At 66.0% G+C, this 14,199-nt stretch carries 15 protein-coding genes; 5 read left to right on the top strand and 10 right to left on the bottom strand.

The features are described from left to right. Positions 1-61: 61 nt before the first annotated feature. Together NHH73_28045 and NHH73_28050 are read left to right on the top strand one after the other, a co-directional pair. Positions 62-322 carry a type II toxin-antitoxin system CcdA family antitoxin gene (locus NHH73_28045; protein USX26367.1) on the top strand — a complete coding sequence of 87 codons (261 nt, stop codon included), beginning with the start codon at positions 62-64 and terminating at the stop codon, positions 320-322. Then, complete coding sequence (locus tag NHH73_28050; GenBank protein ID USX26368.1) at positions 322-639, top strand: CcdB family protein; 318 nt, start codon at positions 322-324, stop codon at positions 637-639. The genes NHH73_28045 and NHH73_28050 overlap by 1 nt, the downstream gene beginning before the upstream one ends. Positions 640-665: 26 nt before the next feature. Here the strand turns inward: NHH73_28050 and NHH73_28055 are convergent, their stop codons facing one another. Next, a complete protein-coding gene (locus tag NHH73_28055; protein USX26369.1) occupies positions 666-1,166 on the bottom strand; it encodes a DNA-deoxyinosine glycosylase in 501 nt (166 codons plus the stop codon). Positions 1,167-1,295: 129 nt separating this feature from the next. On the opposite strand from NHH73_28055, the gene NHH73_28060 reads away from it, so the two are divergent. From NHH73_28060 to NHH73_28070, 3 genes are all read left to right on the top strand, one after another. Then, complete coding sequence (locus NHH73_28060; GenBank protein ID USX26370.1) at positions 1,296-1,733, top strand: DUF962 domain-containing protein; 438 nt, start codon at positions 1,296-1,298, stop codon at positions 1,731-1,733. A 77-nt stretch (positions 1,734-1,810) separates the two neighbouring features. Next, a complete protein-coding gene (locus NHH73_28065) occupies positions 1,811-2,731 on the top strand; it encodes an EamA family transporter (GenBank protein USX26371.1) in 921 nt (306 codons plus the stop codon). Beyond that, the gene (locus NHH73_28070) at positions 2,731-3,222 is read left to right on the top strand and encodes a GNAT family N-acetyltransferase (GenBank protein ID USX26372.1); all 492 of its coding nucleotides are present in this window, start codon (positions 2,731-2,733) and stop codon (positions 3,220-3,222) included. Before NHH73_28065 ends, NHH73_28070 begins: the two co-directional genes overlap by 1 nt. A gap of 22 nt (positions 3,223-3,244) precedes the next feature. On the opposite strand, the gene NHH73_28075 is transcribed toward NHH73_28070, so the two are convergent. The 9 genes from NHH73_28075 to NHH73_28115 all read right to left on the bottom strand — a co-directional run bounded on the left by NHH73_28075 (position 3,245) and on the right by NHH73_28115 (position 14,055). Further along, positions 3,245-4,738 carry an ABC transporter permease subunit gene (locus NHH73_28075; GenBank protein ID USX29732.1) on the bottom strand — a complete coding sequence of 498 codons (1,494 nt, stop codon included), beginning with the start codon at positions 4,736-4,738 and terminating at the stop codon, positions 3,245-3,247. Between the two features lie 41 nt (positions 4,739-4,779). Further along, positions 4,780-4,986 carry a hypothetical protein gene (locus NHH73_28080; protein USX26373.1) on the bottom strand — a complete coding sequence of 69 codons (207 nt, stop codon included), beginning with the start codon at positions 4,984-4,986 and terminating at the stop codon, positions 4,780-4,782. A 90-nt stretch (positions 4,987-5,076) separates the two neighbouring features. Further along, positions 5,077-6,306 carry an imidazolonepropionase gene (hutI, locus tag NHH73_28085; GenBank protein USX26374.1) on the bottom strand — a complete coding sequence of 410 codons (1,230 nt, stop codon included), beginning with the start codon at positions 6,304-6,306 and terminating at the stop codon, positions 5,077-5,079. 19 nt (positions 6,307-6,325) lie between these two features. Beyond that, positions 6,326-6,901: a HutD family protein gene (locus NHH73_28090; protein ID USX26375.1), complete on the bottom strand. Its 576-nt coding sequence runs from the start codon at positions 6,899-6,901 to the stop codon at positions 6,326-6,328. Continuing rightward, on the bottom strand, positions 6,898-8,274 hold the full coding sequence (locus NHH73_28095) for a formimidoylglutamate deiminase (protein ID USX26376.1): 1,377 nt from the start codon (positions 8,272-8,274) through the stop codon (positions 6,898-6,900). Before NHH73_28095 ends, NHH73_28090 begins: the two co-directional genes overlap by 4 nt. Next, positions 8,271-9,059 carry an N-formylglutamate deformylase gene (gene hutG / locus NHH73_28100; GenBank protein ID USX26377.1) on the bottom strand — a complete coding sequence of 263 codons (789 nt, stop codon included), beginning with the start codon at positions 9,057-9,059 and terminating at the stop codon, positions 8,271-8,273. Before hutG ends, NHH73_28095 begins: the two co-directional genes overlap by 4 nt. Before the next feature lie 11 nt (positions 9,060-9,070). Beyond that, a complete protein-coding gene (gene hutH / locus NHH73_28105) occupies positions 9,071-10,618 on the bottom strand; it encodes a histidine ammonia-lyase (protein USX26378.1) in 1,548 nt (515 codons plus the stop codon). A 13-nt stretch (positions 10,619-10,631) separates the two neighbouring features. Then, positions 10,632-12,335 (bottom strand): urocanate hydratase, encoded by a 1,704-nt coding sequence (locus NHH73_28110; protein USX26379.1) that lies wholly within the window; start codon positions 12,333-12,335, stop codon positions 10,632-10,634. Between the two features lie 82 nt (positions 12,336-12,417). Then, on the bottom strand, positions 12,418-14,055 hold the full coding sequence (locus NHH73_28115) for an amidohydrolase (GenBank protein USX26380.1): 1,638 nt from the start codon (positions 14,053-14,055) through the stop codon (positions 12,418-12,420). Positions 14,056-14,199: the final 144 nt, after the last annotated feature.

Below are 14,199 nucleotides of genomic sequence, written 5' to 3' on the forward strand. Positions count from 1 at the left end.
GCTAAAGGGGGCGTATAATGCTTGGTGATCACCCACATTCATGATGCGCAATGGAGTCCACATGAAACCAGCCCGCGTAGCTTCGCATGCGTCAAAAACATCGCCAAAGAAGACAACCAACGTCAGCCTGGCTACGGACGTGTACGTGGAGGCGAAAAAGTTCGGCATCAACATTTCCCAAGTTTGCGAGCAACGTTTGCTTGAGGAGATACAGGCGCGCAAGGAACCGCTTTGGAACGAACTGCATGCCGACTTCATCGCAACGTATAACGAACAAGTTGCAGCAGAAGGCGTGGCACTGCAAGAGTGGCGCGGCTTCTAATGGCGCGTTTCGATATCTATGAGAATCCGGGAAGAAACAAGGGAAAAATCCCGTACCTAATCGATGTCCAAAGCAATGTGATCAGCGGGCTGGCGACTAGAATCGTGATACCACTACGCACTTTGGCCATGTTTTCATCACTGGCGCTACCCGGCGACCTGTTCCCGCTGATAGAAGTTAACGGCATCCGGCATTTTCTCGACACGCCGCAAATGGGTGCCATCCCATTAAGTGAACTCAAAGTCAAAGCGGGTTCTGCTGGTCTGCATCAGTTTGAAATCCAGACGGCGTTGGATCGTGTGTTCGGCGCGCATTGACACCGATCTACGCAGACTCCCGCCAATCACAGCAGGCTTCTCCAGCGCTCTAGTTTTTCCGCCAAGGAAAGCGAAGCATGGGCCGGCGAGGTCGACGGCAGCACCACAGTGCGATAGCCCTCCGCCGCGAATTGCAGCGCGAACTTGCCCGACGTCTGCCCGTTGAAGCCGACCGTCTCCAACAACGGACACAGCTCGCGCAGCCGCGCGAAGTCGTTGGCCGCCGGCTTGCGGATCGCCGAGTCGAGGCTGCCTTCGCGCTCGCACGCCCCCAGCACATCCCACAGCCCGAACCCATGCGCCAGCAGCCGCGGCAACCGCTCGGCATACGGCAATTGCGCCAGCGGCTCCCCCGTCAACGCCGACAGGATCGGCCACAGCAAATTGCGCGGATGCGCGTAATACTGCTGAGCGGCCAGCGAGGCGGCGCCGGGAAAACTGCCCAGCACCAGGATGCGCGTGCGCGCGTCGACCACGGGCGCGAGGCCGGTCAGCGCCGGGGAGATCAAATCGGTGTCGTCGGGCATGTCGGCATTTTACCGGAGCCGGCCACGGCGCGTCGCCGCAGGAAGCGGCCTCGGCAGCCTCCATGAAAAACGGGTGTAGAATTTACCGGCGGCCAGACCGCGCCATAAAAACAATCGCAGGAGACAACCATGCCGCAACCGCGCACCATCGATCTGTTGCTCGCCAAGTACAGCGAGAGCCATCTGAATCCTACCAACGAAATGATCCACTTCATCTGCGTGCCGGTCATCGTGTTCACCTTGCTGGGGCTGGTATGGGCGATCCATCCGCTGGCCGCCGTCGCGGTCACCGTGGCGTCGCTGGTCTACTACCTCACCTTGTCCAAACCCTTCGCGCTGGGCATGCTGGTGATGGCCGCCGTCATGCTCGCCGTGCTGGCCGCGCTGCCGCAACAGGCGGTGCTGCCGCTGTCGCTGGCGATCTTCGTGCTGGCGTGGATCGGCCAGTTCATCGGCCACAAGATCGAAGGCAAAAAGCCGTCGTTTTTCGACGACCTGCGCTTCCTGCTGATCGGGCCGCTGTTCGTACTGGGCTTTTTGTACCGCCGCTTCCGGCTTGCCTACTGACGCGGCCCGTCAGCGACGCGACATCGCCAAAAGGTGGCAGCTAGGCAAGTTGCCATTAAGCCAGCTATACTTGTTCGATGTCCTCGCCACTGCTCTTCGCTATCGCCTGCATGATCTGGGGCTCCACTTTCTTCGCCATCACCTTGCAACTGGGCGACGTCGCGCCGGCCGTCTCGGTGGCCTACCGCTTCGGCCTGTCCGCCGCCGCGCTGTTCGCCTGGTGCGCGGTGCGCGGCGACAAATTGATGCTGCCCTGGCGCGCCCAGCGCTGGCTGATGCTGCAGGGCTGCGCGACCTTCGCGCTCAGTTACATCTGCACCTATTCGTCGGAGCAATACCTGGTGTCGGGGCTGGTGGCCGTCCTGTTCGCGTTGATGGTGTTCTGGAGTCCCATCCTCAACCGCGTCGCCTTCGGCACGCCGGTCAGCTGGCGCACCTGGAACGCCGGCATCATCGCCGTCGCCGGCGTCACCTTGCTGTTCTTCCACTCCATCCAGGGCGCGTGGCGCGACATCATGACCGGCGGCGAAGGCCATTTCCTGCTCGGCCTCGGACTGGCGCTGACGGCCACCATCGCCAGCACCGTCGGCAACCTGATGGTCGTCAAGGTGCGCGTGGAGTCGTCCAACGTGCTGCTGACGATGGCCTGGTCGATGATGTGGGGCACGCTGATCGTCGCCGCCTGGGTGCTAGCCAGCGGTCAGTCGTTCACCTTGTCGAGCGAACCGAAGTACTGGGGCGGGCTGCTCTACCTGTCGCTGTTCGGCTCGGTCATCGCGTTCGCCGCCTATTTCACCTTGATCCACCGCATCGGTTCGGACAAGGCCGTCTATATCACCGTCGTCACGCCGGTGATCTCGGTACTGTTGTCGATCCAGCTCGAACACTTCCGTCCCGGACCGCTGGAATGGATCGGCATGGTATTGTGCTTGGCAAGCGTCGCCTGGGCGCTCAAATCCGATTCCCCCGTCATAAAAGAAAGTGCAGAAGCAGCCTGATGAACAACTCCGACCTGACCATCCGCCCGGCCGAGCCGGCCGACGTCTCCGCCATTTTCGGCATGATCTTCGAGCTGGCGGTGTTTGAAAAACTCGAACACATGGTCGTGGCCAACGAGTCCATGCTGCATGAAAGCCTGTTCGGCGACAAACCGGGCTGCGAGGCGCTGGTCGGCGAGGCCAACGGCGAGGTCGTCGCCTTCGCGCTGTTCTTCCACAACTTTTCCACCTTCCTGTGCAAAAAGGGCCTGTACCTGGAGGATTTGTACGTCAAGCAAGCCTGTCGCGGCCGGGGCTACGGCAAGCAGATGCTGGTGGCGCTGGCGCGCCTGGCGGTCGAACGCAACTGCGGCCGCTTCGAATGGTCGGTGCTGGACTGGAACACCAACGCCATCAAACTCTACGAGGGCATGGGCGCGACCGTCATGCCGGAGTGGCGCATCTGCCGCGTCACCGGCGAAGCGCTGACCGAGCTGTCGGCGCAGGCGTAACCCCGGCGCGGTCCGCTCCAAGCTACGGTCGCTGTGACCGGGAACGGACGGCAAACCGCTCCAGCAGCTCGAACACCGCCTGTGTCAGCAACGCCAGCACGGCCGCCGGAATGGCGCCGGCCAGCAGCATGTCGTTGTCGTTGAGCGCCAGGCCGATGGTGATGCGCTCGCCGTAGCCGCCCGCGCCGATAAAGGCCGCGATGGTCGCCGTGCCCACGCTCAGCACCGCCGCCGTCTTGACGCCGGCGAGGATTACCGGCAGGGCCAGCGGCAGCTCCACCAGCATCATACGTTGCGACGGCCGCAGGCCCAGCGCCAGCGCCGCCATGCGCAGCCCCGCCGACACCTGCAACAGGCCGGTGCAGGTGTTACGCACGATCGGCAGCAGCGCGTAGACCACCAGCGCCACCAGCGCCGGCACGGTGCCGATGCGCCCCAACAGCGGGATCAGCAGCGCCAACAGGGCAAGCGACGGCACGGTTTGCAGCACGCCAGTCAATCCCAACACCAGTTGCCGAAGGCGCGGGAACACCGCCGCCATCACGCCCAGCGGAATGCCGATCACGCACGCCATCGCCACCGCGAACAGCACCAGCGTCAGATGCTGGCGCGTGAGCGGCCACAGATTTTTGTCGAAGATCTTGGCCAGCAGGCCGTCGCGCGCGGCCGGCGGCGCTTTGGCATCGGTGGCGGCGGCGGACGTTCCGGCGGCCTTCGCGGCGCGCGCCGCCAGCCAGTCGCGCGCGATATGGGTAAAGCTCTTGCCGTCGATTTCGGCGGCGGCGTTCATGGCGATCATGTCGTCCGCACTGATACGTCCCTCCAGCTGGCCGATCGCCTTCCAAGCGGCGGGAAAGCGCCGCGCCGCATCGAGCCGGTACAGCAGCACGGCGTCGTAGCGCGGGAAGTAGGCGCCGTCATCGTCGAGCACCCGCAGCCCGTACTGGCGTATCTTGGCGTCGGTCGAATAGATATCGATGACGTCGACCTGGCGCTGCATCAAGGCCTCGTAGGCGATGCCGTGATCGAGGCCCTCCGGCCGCTGCTTCAACCCGTAGCGGGCGGCCAGGCCCGGCCAGCCGTCGGCGCGGCCGATGAACTCATGCGACAGCCCGAAACGCAGCTTGTCGCGCGCGGCCAGGTCGCTCAGCTTGTGCACGCCCTCGGCGTCGCCGCGCGTCGCCAGCGCATAGGTGTTGTTGAACCCCAGCGGCACCGCCACGCCCAGCCCCATCGGCGCCAGTTCCCGCCGTATCTGCTCCAGCGGCGCGGGCTTGGTGTGCTTGAGAATCTCCAGATCGATGGTGCCCAGGTATTCCGGATAAACGTCGATGCGGCCTGCCTGCAAGGCCGCCAGCACGATGGCGGTATTACCCAGCCCCTGCATGTGCGTGACCTTGGCGTGCGGCGCGGCCGTCTGCGTGAGCACCTCGCCAAGGATATAGGATTCGGTGAAACGCTTGGAGCCGACGTGCAGCGTATCCGCTTCCTGCGCGGCGGTCGCGCCGCCGATCATCACTCCAAGTGCGAGGAGCGCCCCGCCCAACCAGCCCCGCATCAGGACCCCATCCGCGGCATCGGCGTCCCGTAGCTCGCCGTCGAAGGCGCTTTGACGTCGCTGCTGGCCGTGCGCATTGTCGCGCCGAGCAGATCGCGCCGCAGCGCCGGTGCGTCTTCGCGTCGCAGGCTGCGTGCGCCGGCCGGCGTCGACGGCGTGGCGCGCAGCAGCATGACGGCGACGCGCTGGGATTTCAAGGCAAACATGGTGTTCCTGTTACAGGTTGTGGAATCGGGATAATGTAACCGAAAGCCCCGGCAACGGAACGATTTTTTGCAAAGCCGCCGCGCGAACGCCTAACCGTGCGGCGAACGCCATACGCCGGCGTTGACCACGCCCGCGCAGGGATTCATGCCGATGGCATAGGACAGGTCGGCCGGCCGGGCGATGCGCCACAGCGCGAAGTCGGCCCGCTTGCCCGGTTCCAGGGTGCCGATATCCGCCTGCCGGCCCAGCGCGCGCGCCGCGTGCGACGTGCAGCCGGACAGCGCCTCGAGCGGCGTCAGTCGCCACAGGGTGCAGGCCATGTTCATCGCCAGCAGCACGGACGTCATCGGCGACGTGCCCGGATTGCAGTCGGTGGCGACGGCCATCGGCACGCCGGCAGCGCGCAAGGCGGACACCGGCGGCGGCGTGGTATCGCGCAGGAAGTAGTAGGCGCCCGGCAGCAGCACCGCCACCGTGCCGGCGGCGGCCATCGCGGCGATGCCGTCGCCGGTCAAATGTTCGAGGTGGTCGGCCGACAGGCCGCCATAACGCGCCACCAACTGCGCGCCGCGCTGGTCGGACAGCTGCTCGGCGTGCAGCTTGACCGGCAAGCCATGCGCCTGCGCCGCCTGGAACACGCGCTCCGTCTGATCATGCGAAAACCCGATCCGCTCGCAGAAAGCATCGACCGCGTCGACCAGGCCCTCCTCCGCCAGCGGCGCGATCATGGCGCGGACTTCGTCGATGTAGTCGTCTGCGCGGCCGGCGAATTCCGGCGCCAGCGCGTGCGCGCCCAAAAACGTGGTGACGACATCGACCGGGAATTTGCCCGACTCGTCGCGGCCAATGCGGCGCGCTACGCGCAGCATCTTCGCCTCCGATTCCAACGTCAGGCCGTAGCCGGATTTGATCTCGATGGTGGTCACGCCCTCGGCCAGCAGGCTGCGCACGCGCGGCAGGCTTTGCGCCAGCAATTCGTCTTCCGACGCGGCGCGGGTGGCGCGCACGGTGGACATGATGCCGCCGCCGGCGCGCGAAATATCCTCGTAGGTGGCGCCATTCAGGCGCGCCTCGAATTCATCGCTGCGGTTGCCGGCGTGGACGATGTGGGTGTGGCAGTCGATCAGGCCCGGCGTCAGCCAGCAGCCCTCCCCGTCATGCGTGGCGGCCGCCCGCGCGTCAGGCGGCAGCGCCGCGACAGGTCCCAGCCACGCGATGCGGCCGTCCTTGACGGCGATGGCGGCATCGCGGATTTCGCCGTAGCCCCCGTCCATGGTGGCCAGGTGCACATTGGTAAACAACACATCCCACGCGGTCATGCCATGCCTTCGTATTATTTTAGATATTGATGATGTCGACCACGAACACGGTCGCCTGCGCCGCCTCCAGGTTCCATACCTGCTCGGACTCGATCACCAGCATGTCGTAGCGCACCATGGCGATGCGTTCGCGCGCGCTGCTGACGGACAGGCTTTCGCCGTCGGCCAGGAACACCAGCGTGGTGCTGGCGCGCCGGTTCAGCTCCAGCGTGCCGCGCACCACGCAGGCTTCGAGCCGATGGCGGCAGCGGCCGCGCCGCGTCATCACATTGAAATCGGTGGTGTTGGCGCCGGTGACGGTGGCGTGCACCGCATCCTCGCCGGCGAACTCGATCAGCGGCTCGCTGGGGCTGAGCACCACGCGCTCGTCGCCGAAATCGAGCAGCACGCCGTCGCCGTCGACCAGCGCCAGGGTGCGGTCGATGCCGGGGAAAGCGGAGAACGGGCCGTCCTGGGTGATGGTCGCCAGGCTGACGCGCCAGTCGAAATCGTCAAAACCGGCGCCGGCGGGAGAGGCGGCGATTTCGGTCGTGCTGCCGCCGCCGTTCTTCCACGGCGCGGGCATCAGGCTTGCATACTGGATCAGCTGGGTCATCGGAACTCCCTCAGTTCGGCCATCGTCTGCTTGAAGCGCGCAGCGATCGCCTGCTGCGCCACGTGCTGCTGGTTGCGTACTACCCACTGGCCGCCGACCATGACGTCCTTGACCAGATTGTCGTTGCCGCTGAAGACGAAACTGCCAAGCACCTCGTCCAGCGCCAAGCCATAAAGATTCGGGTGATCGTCATCAAGCACGATCACATCGGCGCGGCGCCCCGGGGCCAAGGCGCCGACCGGCCGTCCCGCCGCCTGCGCGCCGCCGCGCAAGGCGCCCTGCCACAGAAAATCACCGACATGGCGCTCCGTGGCCGACACCGCGATATTGCGGCGCTGGTGCTGCAGGCGCTGGCCGTATTCCAGCCAGCGCAGTTCCTCCACCGGGCTTTGCGAAATATGGCTGTCGCTGCCGATGCCGAAGCGCCCGCCCGCCGCCAGGAAGTCCTCCAGCGGGAACAGGCCGTCGCCCAGGTTCGCCTCGGTGGTCAGGCACAGGCCGGCCACCGCGCCGCTGGCCGCCATGCGATCGACTTCGCCGCGCGTCAGGTGGGTGGCGTGCACCAGGCACCAGCGCTCGTCGACGGCGACGTTATCGAGCAGCCACTCGACCGGCCGGCGCCCGCTCCAGTCCAGCGACTGCCGCACCTCCGGCTGCTGCTCGGCGATGTGGATGTGCACCGGGCGGTCCGGCGGCAAAGCCGCCAGCACCGCGTTGATCTGTCCCACCGAGGCCGCGCGCAGCGAATGCGGCGCCACGCCCACCTCGGTTTGCGCGTCGCGCAACGGTTCCAGCGCCTCGATCACGCGCAGCACATCTGCGACGTCGGTCTTGAAACGCTGCTGTTCGGGTTTCAGGGCGCTTTCGCCAAAACCGGAATAACTATACAACACCGGCAGCATCGTCACGCCGATTCCGGCCAACCGTGCGGCGGCTATCACCCGCTCGGCCGTTTCGGCCGGGCGCGGGTACATGGCGCCGTCCGGCGAGCGTTGCACATAGTGGAATTCGCACAGCGAGGTATAGCCATGGCGCAGGCATTCGGAGAACAGCTGGGCCGCGATGGCCTCGATCTGCACGGGGGTGATGTTGCGGGCGAAGCGGTACATCAGGTCGCGCCAGGTCCAGAAGCTGTCCTGGGCGCCGCCGGCTTTGTGCGGCCCGGCCTTTTCCGTGCGCCCGCCCAGCGCCCGCTGGAAGCTGTGCGAATGCAGGTTGATCATGCCCGGCAGCGCATACTCGACGGTTTCGACGCCCTCCACGGCGGCGCCGGCGGCCGCCGCCAGGATAGTGCCCGCCGCGTCCCACTCTATCAGCACATCGGTGCGCCAACCTTCCGGCAGCAACGCATGGCGGGCAAAGAGCTTGCTCATCGGCGCACCCAGTCGGCGGCGGCCTGCGTCATCTCGCGCAGCAGCCCCCTCACCTGGTCGGCGCGGTCGGTGCGGTAGCCGTAAGGCGCTTCCTCATCCATATAGGTCGATTGACACATCTCCAGCTGGATCGCGTGCACATTCGCCTCCGGCTTGCCGTAGAAGCGCGTGATATGCCCACCTTTGAAGCGGCCGTTGACGGCCACGCTGAAGCGCTCCTGCGCCAGCGCGCGCGACACCACGGCCTCGCTCAACCCCGGCGCGCAGCTGACGCCATCTGCGGTGCCGAAGTTCAGGTCGGGCAGCTTGCCCTCGAAGAAGCGCGGCACGTGGGAGGCGATCGAATGCGCGTCCCACAGCGCCACCGCGCCGTGCAGCGCCAGCAAGCGGTCCAGCTCCGCGCGCAGCCGCTCGTGATACGGTTTCCAGTAAAGACCCAGGCGACGCTCGACCTCCGCCTGGTCCGGCACCCGGCCTTCCAGATACAGCGGCTCGCGGTGGAAGGTATCGACCGGGCACAAACCGGTCGTGTCCTGCCCCGGATACAGGTTGGTGTTCTCCGGCGGCCGGTTCAAATCGATGACATAGCGCGACCAGCGTGCCGACAGGGTCGATGCCCCCATCTCGCCAAGGAAATCGTACAGGCGCGCCAGATGCCAGTCGGTGTCCTGCTTGTCGACGGCGGCCGGCGTCATCGCCGCCGCCACGTCGTCGGGAATATCCGTGCCCACGTGCGGCATGGACACCAGCAAGGGAATGCTGCCTGCTTTGAACTGATAATCCATGGCGCCCCCGGTTATGGATGCAGCGATGCGAACAACTCCTTGCACGACGCGCTCAACTCGCCGCGCATGACCATGCCCTTGGCGGCCTCGATATCCGGCGCGAAGAAGCGGTCCTGGTCGTAGACGGCGACCTTCTGGCGTAATTGCGCATGCACGTGCTCGAGATGCGGAGACGTCGTCAGCGGACGATGGAAATCGATCCCCTGCGCCGCCGCCAGCAGCTCGATACCGATGATCACCGCCGTATTCTGCGCCATGTCGTCCAGACGCCGCGCCGCGTACGTCGCCATGCTGACGTGGTCCTCCTGGTTGGCGGAGGTCGGGATGGTGTCGACGCTGCCGGGATGCGCCAGCGACTTGTTCTCCGACGCCAGCGCGGCGGCGGTGACATGGGCGATCATGAAGCCCGAGTTCAGGCCCGGCTCGCGCACCAGGAACGGCGGCAGGCCGGACAAAGTGGCGTCGATCAGCAGCGCAATGCGGCGCTCCGAGATGCTGCCGATTTCGGCGATCGCCAGCGCCAGCGTGTCGGCGGCAAAGGCGACCGGTTCGGCGTGGAAGTTACCGCCCGAGACCACCACCGACAGCTCGCCGTCCTTGAACAGCAGCGGATTGTCGGTGACGGCGTTGGCCTCGATCAGCAGGGTGCGGGCGGCGTTGCCGATGATGTCCCAGCAGGCGCCCATGACTTGCGGCTGACAGCGCAGGCAATATGGATCTTGCACACGCTCGTCGCCGACCAGATGCGAGGCGCGGATCGCGCTGTCGCTCACCAGTTGGCGGTAGATCGACGCGGCGGCGATCTGGCCCGGCTGGCCGCGCACCTCGTGCACGCGGGCGTCGAACGGCGAATCGCTGCCCTTGGCGGCGTCCAGCGACAGGGCGCCGGACACCATGCCCGCCTCCAGCAAGCGTTCGGCCATGAACAGGCCATGCAGCGCCAGCGCGGCCGACACCTGGGTGCCGTTGATCAGCGCCAGGCCCTCTTTTGCGGCCAGCACCACCGGCGCGATGCCGGCGGCCTTGAGCGCGTCGGCGGCCGGCGTGATCAACCCGTTGAAGCGCACGTCGCCCACGCCCAGCATGGCCAGGGTCATATGCGACAGCGGCGCCAGGTCGCCCGAGGCGCCGACCGAACCCTTGGCCGGAATGGCGGGCATGATGCCGGCGTTGTACAGCGCGATCAGCGTCTCGACGATCAACGGGCGCACGCCGGAGTAGCCGCGCGCCAGGCTGCCGATCTTCATCAGCATGATCAGGCGGCAGACGGCGTCCGACAGCAGCTCGCCGGTGCCGACCGAATGCGACAGGATCAAGTTGCGCTGCAGCTGTTCCAGCTTGTCGTCCGGGATGCGGGTCTTGGCCAGCAGGCCGAAACCGGTGTTGATGCCGTAGGCGGCGTCGCCCTTGGCGACGATGGCGCGCACGGCGGCGGCCGACGCCTCGATAACCGGCCAGGCTTCGGCGGCCAAGGACAGCGGTGCGGCGGCGGTCCATACAGCGCGCAATTCGGACAGCGTCATCGCGCCGGGCTTCAAGGTCAATGCATTGGTGGTCATGGTGGTTCTCTGATTATTTGATCATTGGGAGATTGAGGCCGTTGCGCTTGGCGCAGGCGACCGCCGTCTCGTATCCCGCGTCGGCATGGCGCATCACGCCGGTGCCGCTGTCGTTGACCAGCACCCGCGCCAGGCGGCGCGCGGCGGCGTCGGTGCCGTCGGCAACGATCACCACGCCGGAGTGCTGCGAGTAGCCCATGCCCACGCCGCCGCCGTGGTGTAGCGACACCCACGTCGCGCCGCCGGCGGTGTTCAACAAGGCGTTCAGCAGCGGCCAGTCGGAGACCGCGTCGGTGCCGTCCTTCATGCTCTCGGTCTCGCGGTTAGGGCTGGCGACCGAGCCGGTGTCCAGGTGGTCGCGGCCGATGACGACCGGCGCTTTCAGCTCGCCGCTGCGCACCATCTCATTGAAGGCCAGGCCGGCGATGTGACGCTCGCCCAGTCCCAGCCAGCAGATACGCGCCGGCAGGCCCTGGAAGGCGATGCGCTCGCGCGCCATGTCCAGCCAGCGGTGCACCTGAGCGTGATGCGGGAACAGCTCCTTGATCTTGGCGTCGGTCTTGTAGATATCCTCCGGATCGCCGGACAGCGCCACCCAGCGGAATGGCCCACGGCCCTCGCAGAACTGCGGACGGATGTAAGCCGGCACGAAACCCGGAAAGTCGAAGGCGTTTTGCACGCCGTGGTCGAACGCCACCTGGCGGATGTTGTTGCCGTAGTCGACCACCTTGGCGCCCAGCGCCTGGAAGTCCAGCATCGCCTGCACGTGCACCGCGCAGGATGCGGTGGCCGCATCCTTCAGCGCCGCGTGGCGCGCCTCTTCGTGCTGCGCGGCCTTCCACTCCTCCACGCTCCATCCCTGCGGCAGGTAGCCGTTGATCAGGTCATGCGCGGAGGTCTGGTCGGTGACGATATCCGGCACAATGCCGCCGACCTTGGCGCGGCGCACCAGCTCCGGCAGCACGTCGGCGGCGTTGCCCAGCAAGCCGATCGAAATCGCGTCGCCATTGGCCTTGTGCAGCTTGATCATCTCCAGCGCCTCGTCGATGCTGGCGGCCTGCTTGTCCAGGTAGCGGGTGCGCAGGCGGAAGTCGATGCTGCTTTGCTGGCACTCGATGGTCAGCGACACCGCGCCGGCCATGGTCGCGGCCAGCGGCTGCGCGCCGCCCATGCCGCCCAAGCCCGCCGTCAGCACCCACCGGCCTTTGAGGTCGCCGCCGAAATGCTGGCGCCCCGCCTCGGCGAAGGTTTCGTAGGTGCCCTGCACGATGCCCTGGGTGCCGATGTAGATCCAGCTGCCGGCGGTCATCTGGCCGTACATGAACAGGCCTTTGCGGTCCAGTTCATTGAAGTGCTCCCAGTTGGCCCACTTCGGCACCAGGTTCGAATTGGCGATCAGCACGCGCGGCGCGTCCTCGTGGGTCTGGAACACGCCGACCGGCTTGCCGGACTGGATCAACAGGGTTTGATTGTCTTCCAGCTCGCGCAGCGAAGCCAGGATCTGGTCGTAGCATTCCCAGTTGCGGGCGGCGCGGCCAATGCCGCCGTAGACCACCAGATGCTTGGGATTTTCCGCCACTTCCTTGTCCAGATTATTCTGGATCATGCGGTACGCCGCCTCGGCGCCCCAATTCTTGCAAGTCAGTTCCGGACCACGGGGCGCGCGGATCTCGCGGCTGGCGTCGAATCGTGGATCGCTGTCTAAATGGCTGGTCATGGGGCCTCCTCCTGTGGATGATGGCCACAAGGATAAGTTGTATAGACAACCAAGTCAAGCCACTATTTTTGCGCCCGACCCTTTACTTTTTGTACACGCGCTTGCCGCCCATCCAGGTCTGCAGCACCACCGTCTTGCCGATCTGCTCAGGCGCCACCTTGAATATATCGCGGTCGATCAGGATGAAATCGGCCCACTTGCCCGGCTCCAGCGAGCCGATGACGTTTTCCTGGTGGGCCGCGTACGCCGCGTCCAGGGTGAAGCAGCGGAACGCCTCGTTCATCGTCATCGCCTGGTTCTTGTACCAGCCGCCGGCCGGCACGCCGGCGTTGTTCTGGCGCGTGACGGCGGCGTGCAAGCCCTCGAACGGATTAGGCGACTCCACCGGGAAGTCCGACCCGCAGGCGATCTTCGAGCCCTGGTCGAGGAAGGTGCGCCAGGCGTAGGCGCCCTTGATGCGCTCCGGGCCGACGCGGTGTTCGGCCATGTTCTGGTCGGACGTCGCGTGCGTGGGCTGCATCGACGGGATCACTCCCAGCGCCTTGAAACGCGGGATGTCGTCCAGCGCCACCACCTGGGCGTGCTCGATGCGGTGGCGCAGTTGCGCGTTTTTATATTTGGGGATCAGCTGCGCATAGGCGTCGAGGATCTGGCGGTTGCCGGCGTCGCCGATGGCGTGGATATTGACCTGATAGCCGGCCTTCATCGCCTTGTTCATCTTGGCCAGCATCTCATCGTTGGGGTAGAACAGCAAGCCCTTGGTCGACGGCATATCGCTGTAGGGCGACATCAACGCCGCGCCACGGCTACCCAGCGCGCCGTCCGAATACAGTTTGACCGCCGCCAGCGCGTAGACGTCGTTGGCGTAGGACTTGAGCGGGCCTTCCCTGGACAGTTCGTCGAAGTCGCCGGCGGTGTCGCCGATCATCGCGTAGACGCGCGCGGTCAGCTTGCCGTGGTCGGCGTAGTCGCGATACAGGTCGTCCTGCGCCACCTTGATGCCGGCGTCGTGCACGCTCGTCAGTCCCACCTTGGCCAGCGCCGCCAGCGCGTTGTCCAGCGTGCCGCGCGCCTGCGCCGGCGTCGGCAGCGGCACCACCTTGTTGACCAGCTCCATGGCGCTGTCGACCAGCACCCCGGTCGGCTTGCCGTTGGCGTCGCGCTCGATCTTGCCGCCGGCCGGGTCGGGAGTGTCCTTGTTGATGCCGGCCATCTCCAGCGCCTTGGTGTTGACCCAGCTGGCATGGGCGTCGACCCGGTGCAGCAGCACCGGACGGTCGCCCACCACGGCGTCCAGTTCGGCGGCGGTCGGGAAGCGGCCGAGCTTCCACACCTCCTGGTTCCAGCCGTAGCCGACGATCCAGGCGTTCTTCGGGTGGCTGCGGCTAAATTCGGCCACCGCCCGCACCGCGCCGCCCAGCGACGTCGCGCTGAACAGGTCGACCCCGGAGGCGATCTCGCCCAGCTCGAACACGTGGCCGTGGGCGTCGATCAGCCCTGGCAGCAGGGTTTTGCCCTGGGCGTCGATGTGCTGCGCGTCCGGCAGCCTGGCCGCCGTGTCCTTTTCGCCGCCTACAACGATCACCCGTCCCAGATCGTCGAACCCCAGCGACGTGAAACGCTGCAAGGTGCCCGCCGCCGTCAGCGTGTAGCCGTTGGCGTGGTCGATGATGGTGTCGGCGTGGGCCGGCGCCAGGAAGGTGGCCAGGGCAAAAGTCATTGCCGCTGCCAGCGGGGAAGGTTGCAAAAGGGCGGTGCGCATCAAATCTCTCCATTCGGAAGCAAGTTCAGAGTGTAACCAAGTTTGCGCCGGGGTCAACCGAACTCGCCATGGGTGTCAGGGGTTTTTACACGCTGGCGCCCG

The organism is Oxalobacteraceae bacterium OTU3CINTB1 (assembly GCA_024123955.1).
Lineage (GTDB): Bacteria > Pseudomonadota > Gammaproteobacteria > Burkholderiales > Burkholderiaceae_D > Rugamonas.